Raw genomic sequence first — 12,817 nt, forward strand, 5'->3', positions numbered from 1 at the left:
TGCCGTCGCTCGAAAGCTGCTCACCATCCTCAACGCGATGATGCGCGACCGAAAACCCTATCGGGCGGCTCCTTCAACATAACAGTTGCCGGCTCCCGTGCGCAATTGCGCACTAGGCCGGGACGACGGCTAGCTTCCGCTGAACGAATTATACCCCTGGTCTTCCCAGTAGCCGCCCTTGTAGTCGTTCGTGACTTCCATCGAGAGCACGTATTTCGGGTTCTTGAAGCCGAGCTTGGTCGGCACCCTGATCTTCATTGGAAAACCGTAGGCGCGCGGCAGGATCTCGTCGCCGAATTTGAACGTCATCTGGGTCTGCGGGTGCAGCGCGGTGCGCATGTCCAGAGGTGAATTGTAGCCGTCCTTGTCGGCGCACTGGAACCAGACATACTTCGCGCGGGTATCCGCACCGACCAGCTTGAGGAAATCGCGTAAGGGCGTGCCGGTCCAGCTGCCGATCGCGCTCCAGCCCTCGACGCAGATGTGGCGCGTCACCTGCTTGACCTGCGGCAGCTTGTACAATTCGTCGAGCGTCCACGACTTCTTGTTGTCGACCAGCCCGCGCACCTCGAGCTTCCAGTCCGCGCCCGCGATCTCGGGCGCATCGTCGAGATCGTAATAGGCATTGAACGGGAACGGCTTGGTGATCATGCTCTCGGGGAAGGTCGGCGCCAGCGCATCCGGATTGAACATCCAGGCCTGCACCGCGTCGTTGAACTTCGAGACCTTCTTCAGCAATTCCTCCGCCGACGACGAATCGACCACGTCGCAGCCGGTGAGCAGCGTCAGCGCGCCGAGGCTGGTGCCGGCCGTGATGAAGCGGCGGCGCGTCAGCTCCGGCATCGTCTTCACCGCATCGCGCACGAGCAGCTTCTTGTCGACACCGGGGATCAGGAGTTTGCGGAGACGACCCATGATACCCTCCCTCAACGCCCGATGAGCATCGCGCGCAGGCTCTTCGGCACCAGCAGCGCGAGCGCGACATGGATCACCAGGAAGGCGACGATCAGCGCCATGCAGGTGAAGTGAACATAGCGGGCAATGTCGTAGCCGCCGAACAGCGCCACCAGCCAATGCAGCTGCACCGGCTTCCACATCGACAGGCCTGACAGCACGATGACGATGCCGACGGTGATGATGCCGGCATAAAGCAGCTTCTGCACCGAATTGTACTTGCTGAGATCGTCATGCGACAACTTGAAGGTCAGCGCCGCCTTGGTGTCGGCAATCACGCCGCTGGGGGTGATCGGCAGCAGCTTCTTGCGGAAGCGGCCGGTCGCGAAACCCAGGGCCAGATAGACCAGGCCGTTGACCATCAAAAGCCACATCGCGGCGAAGTGCCAGAGCAGCGCACCGCCGAGCCAGCCACCGAGCGTGATGCTCCGGGAGAAGGTGAAACTGAATAGCGGCGAGGCGTTGTAGATCTGCCAGCCGGACATGATCATCAGGATCATCGCGAAGGCGTTGGTCCAGTGCACGATCCGCACCCACACCGGCTGGATCGCCTTCGCCGGGGTTGCGGTCTCTGCCTGGTGGTCGCTGACGGCAAGGCTCGTCATGGAAGTTCTCTGCTGGTGGTCGTTACCGGCTTATACGCCGGGAACCGGCGTTCCGTTACGGGGTGGCGGGCTATCAGTTTGATATAGGCCGCTTCATGTGGTCACAAAAATGCGAGCCGGGGCGAGGCTCCGGCTCGCTGTTTCGTCGGACCGGCCAGGGACTAAACCGGGCGGCCAGGTGTTACGACGCCGGCATCAGCACGGTGTCGACCACATGGATGACGCCGTTCGACTGGTTGACGTTGGAGATCGTCACCATCGAGGTGCCGCCCTTGGCATCGACGATCCAGACCTTGCCGTCCTGCCGCTTCACGGTCAGCTCCTCGCCCTCGGCGGTCTTCAGCATCTTGCCGTCGGTGAGGTCGGAGGCCTCGAGCTTGCCGGGCACCACATGGTAGGTGAGGATCTTGGTCAGCGTCGCCTTGTTCTCGGGCTTGACGAGACTGTCGACGGTTCCGGCCGGCAGCTTGCCGAACGCGGCGTTGGTCGGCGCGAACACCGTGAACGGGCCCTTGCCTTCCAGCGTGCCGACCAGGCCCGCGGCCTTCACCGCTGCGACGAGCGTGGTGTGGTCCTTCGAATTGACGGCGTTCTGGATGATGTTCTTGGACGGGAACATCGCGGCGCCGCCGACCATCACGGTCTTTTCCTCGGCGCGAACCGGCGCGATGACGGTGGCAGTGATCGCGAGCGCGCTGAAGGCGGCGGCAGCGAGATAGGCAATACGCTTCGACATGATTTCGTCTCCCGATGGGTAATCTGGCCGGCGCGTCTCCGCCGGCGATGAAGGGGCAACAACGGCGCGGGTTGGTTGATGAATGCGCCGTCGTTGAGCTGAGCTACGCGAGGTTTTCCGGGCGGTTTCCGGAAATAATTCTTTGTGATTCCTGAAACCGGCTGCGCCGTGCTTCGTACACGCGCTCGTCGCACGACCTGCGCGCCATTCCATTCAGCGGAATGGACGCGTGCGCTGCCGCGAGCAATTTGCTTGCCGCCATTGTTCGATTGGTTCAGCCTGAGATTGCGGCGCAGCTTCGCCGCCGGCGGTCGTGGGGATCCCAGTCATGAGCAGCATTACGGCGGATGGGCGCGCCGCGCCTATGGTGAACGATGCCGATAGCGACGTCGGCCCGCTCGAACAGAAACACCTGCAATACGCCAACTACCGCGCCGTCGCCGGCAGCACCGAGCTCACGAAGACCCATTGGCACATCGCCACCGCCAACGCGCTCGGCTGGGGCTTCGACGGCATGGATGGCGTGATCTTCGCGCTGATCTCGCCGATGGTGATCAAGGACTTTGCGCTGAGCTTGCCGGAGTATCGCTCCGGCATGCAGATCGCGCTGTTCGTCGGCATCGCCGGGCTCTATTTCTGGCCGTGGCTCGCCGACCGCTACGGCCGCCGCACGCTGCTCGCGGTCAACATCGCACTGTTCTCGCTGTTGATGCCGGTGGCGGCGCTGTCGCCGACATTCGCGGTGTTCGTGATCGCGCGCTCGCTGCTGTTCTTCGCGCTCAACGGCGAATGGTCGCTCGGCTCGATGCTGGTGGCGGAGACCTGGCCGGCGCGCTTGCGCGGCCGCGTCATCAGCATCACGCGCTCGGCGTGGTGCCTCGGCGCGACGCTCGCCGGTGCGATCACCGGCCTCGTCGCCGCCAATTTCGGCTGGCGCATCGCCGTGATGGTCCCCGGCGCGATCGCGCTGCTCGCGATCTATATCCGCTCCACCTGTCCGGAATCGCCCTATTGGGTGCGCGCGCAGGACCGAAAGCGGCGCATCTCGGAGACGCTGGCGCGCGGCGGCACGGTCAGCGACGACGACCGCAACTGGTTCACCAAGGCCAAGTCGGTCGGCATCAGCCAGGTGTTCATGCCCGACGTGCTGCCGTCGACATTGGTCGCATTGTTCGTTGCCTGCGCCTCGACCTGCATCTACGGCACGGTCGGCGCCTGGATGCCGCTGTATCTGTCGACCGAGAAGCATTGGTCGACCGCCGAATACAGCCTGTTCTACGTATTCTACGGCCTGTGCGGCTTCCTCGGCTTGTGCGTGGTCGGCTGGCTGATCGACAAGATCGGCCGCCGCCGCACCTTCATCATCACCCTGATCGAGGGTGCGATCTTCATGACGCTCTGGGTCTATTCCGAGGACCGCGTCCTGCTGTGGACGTTTGGTCTCGCGTGGTGTCTCGGCTTTCTCGGCTTCTGGGGCCCGAGCACGACGCTCACTGCGGAAATCTTCCCGACCCGGATCCGCGGCGCTGCCAACGGCGTGGTCTGGGCGATCGCCTATTTCGTCGGCTTCGTGCTGTTTCCCTTTGTCTCGATCGCACTCCAGCAGCACACCGGCTCGTTCGCGCTGGCGTTCCTCTGCATCCCCGTGCTGATGATCGCGATGGCGATCGGCGTGTTCCTGTTCGTGCCGGAGCATACCGGCAAGGAGCTGAATGAGATCAGCGAGTGAGGTCGATCGCAAAAGCCTCCACACCGTCGTCCCGGCCAAGCGAAGCGCGAGCCAGGACCCATAACTACGGATGGTCGTTTTGCGAAGGCTGTGGTTCCAACCTTTGCTAACAACCAATATTAGTGGTTATGGGTCCCTGCGTTCGCAGGGACGACCGGTTGTGGGAGCTCGGCCTAATCCCGGTTCGCCGGCGTCTGGATAAACCCGCGGTTATGCGTCGGGCTGATCAGAATCTCGTTCATGCAGACCCGCGCCGGCATGCTGGCGACGAAGGCGATGGTGCGGCCGCAATCTTCGGGCTGCAGCATCTTGGCCTGCTCGAGCTCGCTCGGCACCACCGGCCGCTGCTTCAGGATCGGGGTAGCGACCTCGCCCGGCGACAGGCAGCAGGCGCGCAGGCCGTTGATGCATTCGTCCATGTTGAAGGAATGGGTCAGCGCCAGCACCGCGTGCTTGGTCGTGGTGTAGGCCGGGCCCGGCATCTTCGAAACGTGACGGCCGGCCCAGGAGGCGACGTTGATGATGCAGCCGTCCTGCTGCTTGCGCATGGTCGGCAGCACCGCGCGCATGCAATAGAGCACGCCGTTGAGGTTGACCTCGACCAGCTTGTCCCAGCCTTCCAGTTCCATATCGGCCCAGCTGCGCTTCGGCACGTTGATGCCGGCGCTGTTGACCAGGAGGTCGATACGGCCGTGTTTGGCGACGATCGCCTCGGCCGCCTTGTTGACGTCGGCCTTGTTGCTGACGTCGAGCGGGATCGCCTCGGCCTTGCCGCCCTTTTTCGTGATGTTGGCCACCACGCGGTCGAGCTCTTCCTTGCGGCGGCCGGAAACCACCACCGTCCAGCCGTCCGCAGCCAGGAATTCCGCTCCGGATTCACCGATTCCCGTTCCACCGCCGGTGACCCAGGCCACGCGTTTCCCATTATTTGTCATGCAAACTGTCTCCGTTGCTTTCCGAAGGGCGTTTTTGCTAATCCAGCCAGACCTTTCCGGCTCTTTTTCGCCCTTCGGGGGATGTTGCATGAACACGACCACCAACGCCAATCTGTTTTCCCGCCTGTTCGACGGCCTCGACGATCCCAATCGGCTCGCGATCGAGCAGCTCGACGGCAGCCGCATCTCCTATGGCGATCTGATCGCGCGCGCGGGCCAGATGGCGAATGTGCTGGTTGAGCGCGGCGTCAAGCCGGGCGACCGCGTCGCGGCGCAGACCGAGAAATCGGTCTCGGCCCTGGTGCTCTATCTCGCGACCGTGCGCGCCGGCGGCGTCTATCTGCCGCTCAACACCGCCTATACGCTGAACGAGCTCGAATATTTCATCTCAGACGCCGAGCCGGCGCTGGTGGTCTGCGATCCCGCCAAGCTTGATGGCATCAAGGCGATCGCCGCCAAGGTGGGCGCCAAGGTCGAGACGCTCGATTCCAGCGGCAAGGGCTCGCTGACCGAGGCCGCCGACAAGGCACTGACGGAATTCGCCACCGTGCCGCGGGCAAACAACGATCTCGCCGCGATCCTCTACACCTCGGGCACCACCGGCCGCTCCAAGGGCGCGATGCTGTCGCACGACAATCTGGCGTCGAACTCGTATTCGCTGGTCGACTACTGGCGCTTCACCGACAAGGACGTGCTGATCCACGCGCTGCCGATCTATCACACCCACGGCCTGTTCGTGGCGAGCAACGTGACGCTGTTTGCGCGCGCCTCGATGATCTTCCTGCCGAAGTTCGATCCGGACGCGATCCTCAAGCTGATGGCCCGCGCCACCGTGATGATGGGCGTGCCGACCTTCTACACCCGCCTGCTGCAGAACCCCGGCCTGAACAAGGACGCCACCAGGCACATGCGGCTGTTCATCTCGGGCTCAGCGCCGCTGCTCGCCGACACCCATCGCGAATGGTCCGCGCGCACCGGCCACGCCGTGCTCGAGCGCTACGGCATGACCGAGACCAACATGAACACCTCGAACCCCTATGACGGCGATCGCGTGCCCGGCGCCGTCGGTTTCGCGCTGCCCGGCGTCACGGTGCGGGTCACCGATCCCGAAACCGGCAAGGAGCTCGCGCGCGAGACCATCGGCATGATCGAGGTCAAGGGCCCGAACGTGTTTCAGGGCTACTGGCGGATGCCGGAGAAGACCAAGTCCGAATTCCGCGGCGACGGCTTCTTCATCACCGGCGACCTCGGCAAGATCGACGGCAAGGGCTACGTCCACATCCTCGGCCGCGGCAAGGATCTCGTGATCTCGGGCGGCTTCAACGTCTATCCGAAGGAGATCGAGAGCGAGATCGACGCCATGCCCGGCGTGATCGAGTCGGCCGTGATCGGCGTGCCGCATGCCGATTTCGGCGAGGGCGTCACCGCCGTGCTGGTCTGCAGCAAGGGCGCCGACATCAGCGAGGCCTCGGTGCTGAAGGCGCTCGACGGACGGCTGGCCAAATTCAAGATGCCCAAGCGCGTCTTCGTGGTCGACGAATTGCCGCGCAACGCGATGGGCAAGGTGCAGAAGAACATTCTGCGGGATACGTATAAGGATATTTATTCGAAGTAATTCCGCTTCGTAGCCCGGATGGAGCGAAGCGAAATCCGGGAGCGGTCTATCGTCTGCAAGAGTCCCGGATTGCGCTTCGCTCCATCCGGGCTACGCGATACCTATAAGGATATTTGCAAGGTGTAGTCAGGAGGCCTTTGGCATGGATCGAGAGCGGGCGGCCGAACTGAAGAAACATCTCCTGAAAGTGAGCCGGGCACTCGATCGTACGGTCATCGCCACGAACGGAATCGACAAGGTCGACCGCGACGCCTTGTTGGAGCATCTGACCAAGGCCTGCCAAATCGTCTACGAGAAACAATTCGACATCTATGCCGAGCATCCAGAGCTGGCGCCGCGCCCCAAGCCCCCACGGATCAGCAGCACGCTCACCTGGGATGAGGTTTCGCCAAGCCTGTCCGTATCGGTCACCAAACTCGACCAGATCATCTTCTCTGTCATGGAGCCACAATGGCGGAATATGATGTTGATTGTAGGCACGGCATTTGTGGAGTGCGCGGACATCGGGCTAGCGATCAGCGACGAGACGATTGCCGCCCGGATTCAGGCATTGGCAAGTGCGGGCCACTTTGAGAGCCAAGGCGACCTGCGGTACTGGGGCAACAGCATGATCCGCCTGAAGGCCTCGCTTGTAGGCCAGGTGTCGTAGCCCTCTCGACTAGTGCCCTCCGACGAGGCTGATCACGAACCGTCCTCCGACGATGAAGAGATAGGCCCCGAACGCCACCTCCAGCGCGCGCTTCGACAGCGCGTGCGCGACCTTCACGCCGAGCGGCGCGGTGACGAGCGTGGTCGGCATCACCAAGAGCGCGCCGATCAGCGAGACATAGCCGAGTGCGAACGGCAATTGCAGCGCGGCGACGTCGGGAAAGCGCGCGGCGGCGGGCCAGCCGGCATAGACGTAACCCAGCGCGCCGGGGATCGAGATCAACACCGCGAGCGCAGACGAGGTCGCGACCGCCTGATGGATCGGCCGGCCGTAGAAGGTCATCAGCAGATTGGCGAACAGGCCGCCGCCGATGCCCATCAGCGTCGACAGCAAGCCGACGAAGAAGCCGTAGACGCGCATCAGAAAACCCTTCGGCACGTCGTCGCCGAACTTCCAGGTCTCGCGCGCCAATAGCAGCCGCGCCGCCGCCGACCAGGCCACCATCACGAACACGATCTTGAACAGCCGCTCCGGCGCGTAGCGCGCGGTGATACTGCCGGCGGCGACACCGATCACGATCGGCAACCACCAGCGGTTCAATATCTCCATGTCGACCGCGCCGCGGCGATAATGGGCGCGGAACGAGCTCAGCGAGGTCGGGATGATGATCGCGAGCGAGGTGCCGATGCACAGCGGCATCCGCACCTCGAGCGGCACGCCGGCAAGGCGAAAGCATTCGTAGAACACCGGCACCAGGATCGCGCCGCCGCCAATGCCGAACAGGCCGGCGAGAAAGCCGGACAGCGCGCCGACCGCGACCAACAGCAGCGCAAGCTCGAGCAATTCCTTGGGGTCCAGGCCGGCCATCATGTCCTTCGTGCAGCGGTTGGCGCCGCATGCAGGTATTGGCGCCGTCGTGAGACTGTTCCCCCGAGCAATAGCCCCTTTTGGGATTCGGGAGTATCTATGCTGTTGAGCAGGCTCTGTTGCGAAATGCGGAAGGATCGAGCTTGGACCAGCTTGCAGCGATGGCAGCCTTTGTCCGCGCGGTCGAGACCGGCAGCCTTTCGGCGGCGGCGCGGTCGCTGCCGAGCTCGCTGACCTCGGTGAGCCGCCAGATCAGCGCGCTCGAAGAGCATTTCGGCACTCGCCTGCTGCTGCGCACCACGCGCCAACTCGCGCTGACCGACGACGGCCGGATCCTCTACGAGCGCGCGAAATCGATTCTTGGCGAGGTCAAGGAGATCGAGGCGGCGTTGGCGCGAGACCCGCATCAACCGTCGGGCCGGATTCGGCTGAGCTCACCGAGCCTTGTCGGGCGGCTGGTGATCGCACCGATGCTGGTTGAGTTTCTGCGCCGCTATCCGGCAATCTCCGTCGACTTGCTGTTGATCGACCGCACTGTCGATATGGTCGAGGAGGATATCCATCTCGCTGTCCGCATCGGCCGCTTGCGCGACTCGCAACTCGTCACGCGCAAGCTCACCGACCTGCAGATGATCGTGTGCGCGGCGCCGGACTATCTGGCGCGGCGCGGCGAACCACGCACGCCGGACGATCTTGCTGATCATGACTGCCTGGCGTTTTCCGATTCGCCCGGCAGCGCCGCGTGGCGTTTTGCCGACGGCTCGAAGACGGGTCGCAAATTCCGCATATCCGGTCGGCTCTGGATGAATAGCCTCGACGCGCTGGTTGCTGCGGCGCGGGATGGCGCGGGCATCGTGCGCGTGCCGTCCTGGCAGGTGCAGTCTGATCTTTCGAGCGGCCGCCTGCGACGGCTGCTGTTGGATCATGAGCCGGCCCCAACGCCACTGCATCTGATGCTTCAGCCATCGCGTCTCGCATCGCCTAAGATCAGGGCATTCGTTGACTATCTGGTGGAACAATGGGGAAAGATCGACGCCTTCCGGGCTCTATCCGCGCGCCAGTGAATACGCCGGCCGACGTTGCGGATTTGGATTCACTTCTTAGTTCACCCGACCTTGCATCTGGTATACCACACTGCGGATCAACCAGAATTCGGCAAAGCTAGTAATGAACTTCGGTTCGACCGAAGGCTATTTGGCCGTTGCGCGGGCTGATCCTAGTCCGTAAATAGAACTCCTCTACCGCGTTCCCCGATGGGCCGGGCGCGGTCCCTCACATCATAAAGCCCGCCGATGACCGCCAGGATCGAACGACCGCTTTCACCCCACATTCAAACCTACCGCGTGACCCTGACGATGGCGCTGTCGGTGGTCCATCGGGCCACCGGAATCGCGATGTATGTCGGCACGCTGCTGCTGGCCTGGTGGCTGATCGCAGCCGCCTCCGGCCCCACCGCCTACGCCAACGTGCAGGCCTTCACCGGCAGCATCATCGGCAAGCTGATCCTGTTCGGCTACACATGGGCGCTGCTGCATCACCTGGTCAGCGGCATGCGCTACTTCGTCTGGGACCTCGGCTACGGCTTCAAGGCCAATGAGCGCGAGGCCCTGACCTGGGGCGCGCTGATCGCCGGCATCGCGCTGACCGTGCTGGTCTGGATCATTGCCTACGCCGTTGGAGGTGGACGATGAGCGGCCATTCCTCGATGCGCACGCCACTGGCGCGCGTCCGCAATCTCGGTTCCGCGCATACCGGCACTTCCGATTTCTGGCGCCAGCGCCTCACCGCGGTCGCCATGGCGCTGCTCATCGTTCCCGTTCTGGTCGTGATACTGACGCTGATCGGCCGCAACCAGGCCGGCGCAGCGCAGATCCTCGGCTCGATCCCGATCGCCATCATCCTGCTGCTCTTCATCGTCGCCAGCACCTGGCACATGAAGATCGGCATGCAGATCATCATCGAAGACTACGTCCATAACGAGAAGGCGAAACTCGCCTGCGTGATGGCGAACAATTTCTTCTGCGTCGCGGTCGCATTGGCCTCGATCTACGCAATCCTCAAATTGTCGTCTGGAGTTTGACCCATGGCCGGTGAAGGAAACGGCAAGGCCACCAATGGCGGCCCGGCCACGAACGGCAAGGCCTATCCGATCCAGGACCACACTTACGACGTCGTCGTGGTCGGCGCCGGCGGCGCGGGCCTGCGCGCCGTGGTCGGCTGCTCGGAAGCGGGGCTGCGAACCGCCTGCATCACCAAGGTGTTCCCGACCCGCTCGCACACGGTAGCGGCGCAGGGCGGCATCTCGGCTTCACTCGGCAACATGCATCAGGACGACTGGCGCTGGCACATGTACGACACCGTGAAGGGGTCGGACTGGCTCGGCGACCAGGACGCGATCGAATACATGGTGCGCAACGCGCCCGACGCGGTCTATGAGCTCGAGCATTGGGGCGTGCCGTTCTCGCGCACCGAAGACGGCAAGATCTATCAGCGCCCGTTCGGCGGCATGACCATGGACTACGGCAAGGGCCAGGCGCAGCGCACCTGCGCCGCCGCCGACCGCACCGGTCACGCCATGCTGCACACGATGTATGGCCAGTCGCTGCGCCACTCGGCCGAGTTCTTCATCGAATTCTTCGCCATCGACCTGATCATGGACGACCAGGGCGTCTGCCGCGGCGTGATCGCGCTCAAGCTCGATGACGGCACGCTGCATCGCTTCCGCGCCCAGACCACGATCCTGGCGACCGGCGGCTATGGCCGCGCCTACGCCTCCTGCACCTCGGCGCACACCTGCACCGGCGACGGCGGCGGCATGGTGCTGCGTGCCGGCCTGCCGCTGCAGGACATGGAGTTCGTCCAGTTCCATCCGACCGGCATCTACGGCTCGGGCTGTCTCGTCACCGAAGGCGCCCGCGGCGAAGGCGGCTACCTCGTCAACTCCGAGGGCGAGCGCTTCATGGAGCGTTACGCGCCGTCGGCCAAGGACCTCGCCTCGCGCGACGTCGTCTCGCGCGCGATGACGATCGAGATCCGTGAAGGCCGCGGCGTCGGCAAGAAGAAGGATCACATCTTCCTGCACCTCGATCACCTCGATCCGAAGGTGCTGCACGAGCGGCTGCCGGGCATCTCGGAATCGGCGAAGATCTTCGCCAATGTCGACGTCACCCGCGAGCCGATCCCGATCGTGCCGACCGTGCATTACAACATGGGCGGCATTGCCACGAATTATCACGCCGAGGTGCTGACCAAGCGCAACGGCGACGACAATTCGGTGGTGCCGGGCCTGATGGCGATCGGCGAAGCCGCCTGCGTCTCGGTGCATGGCGCCAACCGCCTCGGCTCCAACTCGCTGATCGACCTCGTGGTGTTCGGCCGCGCCGCCGCGCTGCGCCTGGCCGACAAGCTGACGGCGAACGCCAAGCAGCCGGAGCTGCCGAAGGATTCGGCTGACCTCGCGCTCGGCCGGCTCGATCATTTCCGCCACGCCTCCGGCGGCACACCGACTGCCAAGCTGCGCGACAGCATGCAGCATGTGATGCAGAACAATTGCGCGGTGTTCCGCACCGGCGACGTCCTGCAGGAAGGCCAGAACCTGATCCACAAGGTCTATGGCGGCGTCGGCGACATCTCGGTCTCGGACCGCTCGCTGGTGTGGAATTCCGACCTGGTCGAGACGCTGGAATTCGACAATCTGATCGTGCAGGCGGTCGTGACGATGGATTCGGCGGCGAACCGCACCGAGAGCCGCGGCGCGCATGCGCGCGAGGACTTCCCGGATCGCAACGACAAGGACTGGATGAAGCACACGCTGACCTGGATCGATCCGGCCGGCAAGACCGCGATCGAGTACCGTCCGGTGCACAGCTACACGATGACCAATGACGTGCAGTACATCCCGCCGAAGGCGCGGGTCTACTGAGAACGAAGGCGAGCAAGCATGGTTGAATTCGCACTTCCGAAGAATTCGAAGATTTCCGGCGGCAAGACCTGGCCGAAGCCGGCCGGCGCCACCGAGACCCGCGAATTCCGGGTGTATCGCTGGAACCCGGACGACGGCAAGAATCCGAGCGTCGACACCTACTATGTCGACACCCACGATTGCGGTCCGATGGTGCTGGACGGTCTGATCTGGATCAAGAACCACGTCGACCCGACGCTGACCTTCCGCCGCTCCTGCCGCGAAGGCGTCTGCGGCTCCTGCGCGATGAACATTGACGGCCAGAACACGCTGGCCTGCACCAAGTCGATGCACGACGTCGGCGCCGGCGGCGCGGTGAAGGTCAATCCGCTGCCGCACCAGCCGGTCGTGAAGGACCTGGTCCCCGACCTCACCAACTTCTACGCCCAGTATGCCTCGATCGAGCCGTGGCTGAAGACCACGACGCCGACGCCGCAGAAGGAGTGGAGGCAGAGCCACGAGGACCGCGAGAAGCTCGACGGTCTCTATGAGTGCATCCTGTGCGCGTGCTGCTCGACCTCCTGCCCGAGCTACTGGTGGAACAGCGAACGCTTCCTCGGCCCTGCCGCACTGCTGCAGGCAACGCGCTGGGTCACCGATTCCCGCGATGAAGCGACCGGCGAGCGCCTCGACAATCTCGAGGATCCGTTCCGCCTCTATCGCTGCCACACCATCATGAACTGCGCCAAGGCCTGCCCGAAGGGACTCAATCCCTCCGAAGCGATCGCCGAGCTCAAGTTCAAGATGGTCGAACGCCAGATCTGAT

General features: G+C 63.7%; 13 protein-coding genes. 8 read left to right on the forward strand and 5 right to left on the reverse strand.

Going from position 1 to position 12,817, the window contains the following annotated elements; genetic code table 11:
- Nucleotides 1–129: 129 nt before the first annotated feature.
- The 3 genes from FBZ93_RS11210 to FBZ93_RS11220 all read right to left on the reverse strand — a co-directional run bounded on the left by FBZ93_RS11210 (nucleotide 130) and on the right by FBZ93_RS11220 (nucleotide 2,295).
- Entirely contained in the window at nucleotides 130–915 is a 786-nt protein-coding gene (locus tag FBZ93_RS11210) for a molybdopterin-binding protein (protein ID WP_146986050.1), read from the reverse strand.
- Nucleotides 916–926: 11 nt separating this feature from the next.
- Nucleotides 927–1,559 (reverse strand): cytochrome b/b6 domain-containing protein, encoded by a 633-nt coding sequence (locus tag FBZ93_RS11215; protein WP_146986052.1) that lies wholly within the window; start codon nucleotides 1,557–1,559, stop codon nucleotides 927–929.
- A 181-nt stretch (nucleotides 1,560–1,740) separates the two neighbouring features.
- Complete coding sequence (locus FBZ93_RS11220) at nucleotides 1,741–2,295, reverse strand: fasciclin domain-containing protein (protein WP_146986053.1); 555 nt, start codon at nucleotides 2,293–2,295, stop codon at nucleotides 1,741–1,743.
- Between the two features lie 328 nt (nucleotides 2,296–2,623).
- Between FBZ93_RS11220 and FBZ93_RS11225 the strand changes: the two genes are divergently transcribed.
- Complete coding sequence (locus FBZ93_RS11225) at nucleotides 2,624–4,024, forward strand: MFS transporter (RefSeq protein ID WP_146986055.1); 1,401 nt, start codon at nucleotides 2,624–2,626, stop codon at nucleotides 4,022–4,024.
- Between the two features lie 173 nt (nucleotides 4,025–4,197).
- Here the strand turns inward: FBZ93_RS11225 and FBZ93_RS11230 are convergent, their stop codons facing one another.
- On the reverse strand, nucleotides 4,198–4,959 hold the full coding sequence (locus FBZ93_RS11230) for an SDR family oxidoreductase (protein ID WP_146986057.1): 762 nt from the start codon (nucleotides 4,957–4,959) through the stop codon (nucleotides 4,198–4,200).
- Between the two features lie 88 nt (nucleotides 4,960–5,047).
- Between FBZ93_RS11230 and FBZ93_RS11235 the strand changes: the two genes are divergently transcribed.
- A complete protein-coding gene (locus FBZ93_RS11235) occupies nucleotides 5,048–6,574 on the forward strand; it encodes a malonate--CoA ligase (protein WP_146986059.1) in 1,527 nt (508 codons plus the stop codon).
- 142 nt (nucleotides 6,575–6,716) lie between these two features.
- Nucleotides 6,717–7,223, forward strand: a complete 507-nt coding sequence (locus tag FBZ93_RS11240; RefSeq protein WP_146986060.1) for a DUF3658 domain-containing protein — start codon at nucleotides 6,717–6,719, stop codon at nucleotides 7,221–7,223.
- A 9-nt stretch (nucleotides 7,224–7,232) separates the two neighbouring features.
- Here the strand turns inward: FBZ93_RS11240 and FBZ93_RS11245 are convergent, their stop codons facing one another.
- Complete coding sequence (locus FBZ93_RS11245) at nucleotides 7,233–8,093, reverse strand: sulfite exporter TauE/SafE family protein (protein WP_146986062.1); 861 nt, start codon at nucleotides 8,091–8,093, stop codon at nucleotides 7,233–7,235.
- A 140-nt stretch (nucleotides 8,094–8,233) separates the two neighbouring features.
- Here FBZ93_RS11245 and FBZ93_RS11250 point away from each other — a divergent pair, with 140 nt between their 5' ends.
- From FBZ93_RS11250 to FBZ93_RS11270, 5 genes are all read left to right on the forward strand, one after another.
- Nucleotides 8,234–9,154 carry a LysR family transcriptional regulator gene (locus FBZ93_RS11250; protein ID WP_146986063.1) on the forward strand — a complete coding sequence of 307 codons (921 nt, stop codon included), beginning with the start codon at nucleotides 8,234–8,236 and terminating at the stop codon, nucleotides 9,152–9,154.
- 228 nt (nucleotides 9,155–9,382) lie between these two features.
- Entirely contained in the window at nucleotides 9,383–9,781 is a 399-nt protein-coding gene (sdhC, locus tag FBZ93_RS11255; protein ID WP_146986065.1) for a succinate dehydrogenase, cytochrome b556 subunit, read from the forward strand.
- A 14-nt stretch (nucleotides 9,782–9,795) separates the two neighbouring features.
- Nucleotides 9,796–10,170 carry a succinate dehydrogenase, hydrophobic membrane anchor protein gene (gene sdhD, locus FBZ93_RS11260; RefSeq protein ID WP_146986563.1) on the forward strand — a complete coding sequence of 125 codons (375 nt, stop codon included), beginning with the start codon at nucleotides 9,796–9,798 and terminating at the stop codon, nucleotides 10,168–10,170.
- A gap of 3 nt (nucleotides 10,171–10,173) precedes the next feature.
- Nucleotides 10,174–12,012: a succinate dehydrogenase flavoprotein subunit gene (sdhA, locus tag FBZ93_RS11265; RefSeq protein ID WP_146986067.1), complete on the forward strand. Its 1,839-nt coding sequence runs from the start codon at nucleotides 10,174–10,176 to the stop codon at nucleotides 12,010–12,012.
- 18 nt (nucleotides 12,013–12,030) lie between these two features.
- Complete coding sequence (locus FBZ93_RS11270) at nucleotides 12,031–12,816, forward strand: succinate dehydrogenase iron-sulfur subunit (RefSeq protein ID WP_050424944.1); 786 nt, start codon at nucleotides 12,031–12,033, stop codon at nucleotides 12,814–12,816.
- Nucleotide 12,817: the final 1 nt, after the last annotated feature.

The sequence above is a fragment of the Bradyrhizobium macuxiense genome (assembly GCF_007993935.1).
In the GTDB taxonomy this organism is placed as follows: Bacteria; Pseudomonadota; Alphaproteobacteria; order Rhizobiales; family Xanthobacteraceae; genus Bradyrhizobium; species Bradyrhizobium macuxiense_A.

Bases quoted from the DNA above. Each gene is read 5' to 3' on its own strand.
- FBZ93_RS11215 (WP_146986052.1), bottom strand. From the start codon at position 1,559: ATGACGAGCCTTGCCGTCAGCGACCACCAGGCAGAGACCGCAACCCCG.
- sdhD (WP_146986563.1), top strand. From the start codon at position 9,796: ATGCGCACGCCACTGGCGCGCGTCCGCAATCTCGGTTCCGCGCATACC.
- FBZ93_RS11225 (WP_146986055.1), top strand. From the start codon at position 2,624: ATGAGCAGCATTACGGCGGATGGGCGCGCCGCGCCTATGGTGAACGAT.
- FBZ93_RS11210 (WP_146986050.1), bottom strand. From the start codon at position 915: ATGGGTCGTCTCCGCAAACTCCTGATCCCCGGTGTCGACAAGAAGCTG.
- sdhC (WP_146986065.1), top strand. From the start codon at position 9,383: ATGACCGCCAGGATCGAACGACCGCTTTCACCCCACATTCAAACCTAC.
- FBZ93_RS11235 (WP_146986059.1), top strand. From the start codon at position 5,048: ATGAACACGACCACCAACGCCAATCTGTTTTCCCGCCTGTTCGACGGC.
- FBZ93_RS11230 (WP_146986057.1), bottom strand. From the start codon at position 4,959: ATGACAAATAATGGGAAACGCGTGGCCTGGGTCACCGGCGGTGGAACG.
- FBZ93_RS11240 (WP_146986060.1), top strand. From the start codon at position 6,717: ATGGATCGAGAGCGGGCGGCCGAACTGAAGAAACATCTCCTGAAAGTG.
- FBZ93_RS11245 (WP_146986062.1), bottom strand. From the start codon at position 8,093: ATGATGGCCGGCCTGGACCCCAAGGAATTGCTCGAGCTTGCGCTGCTG.
- FBZ93_RS11270 (WP_050424944.1), top strand. From the start codon at position 12,031: ATGGTTGAATTCGCACTTCCGAAGAATTCGAAGATTTCCGGCGGCAAG.
- FBZ93_RS11220 (WP_146986053.1), bottom strand. From the start codon at position 2,295: ATGTCGAAGCGTATTGCCTATCTCGCTGCCGCCGCCTTCAGCGCGCTC.
- sdhA (WP_146986067.1), top strand. From the start codon at position 10,174: ATGGCCGGTGAAGGAAACGGCAAGGCCACCAATGGCGGCCCGGCCACG.